Origin of the sequence: Mycobacterium gordonae (assembly GCF_001417955.2) — a bacterium.
Lineage (GTDB): Bacteria > Actinomycetota > Actinomycetes > Mycobacteriales > Mycobacteriaceae > Mycobacterium > Mycobacterium gordonae_B.
In genome coordinates this window covers 1-373 of sequence record NZ_LKTM01000300.1, presented here as the reverse complement: position 1 = coordinate 373, position 373 = coordinate 1, and the positions used below count along the sequence as shown (strand labels likewise).

Genomic DNA, 373 nt, shown 5'->3' with positions numbered 1-373 from the left:
CTACTGTCGAACACAGGCGGTAACGGCGGCGACGGCGGAAACGTCTTCTACAACTTTGATGCCGCAACCGGAGGCGCCGGCGGAAATGGCGGAAACGGCGGTGCCGGTGCGCCCGGTGGCACTGGCGGCAGCGGCGGCCTGAACTATACAGCGGACCCAGAGGGAGGTGCCCTTCAAGGTCCCGGTGGTGCGGGTGGTCGCGGTGGCGACGCCAATGGCCTGTTGAGTGCCGGCGGCAACGGTGTCGCGGGTGGTAACGGCGGCGCTGGTGGTCGGGGCGGGCTGTTGTTCGGCGACGGCGGTGCCGGCGGTGGCGGCGGTCTCGGGGGTGCCGGGGGCATCGGAGCCGCGGGTGGGCCCGGTGGTGCCGGTG

General features: G+C 72.1%; 1 pseudogene. It reads left to right on the top strand.

The features are described 5' to 3' along the window. Positions 1–373, top strand: a pseudogene (locus tag AO501_RS38340) (PE family protein); the annotation flags it as partial.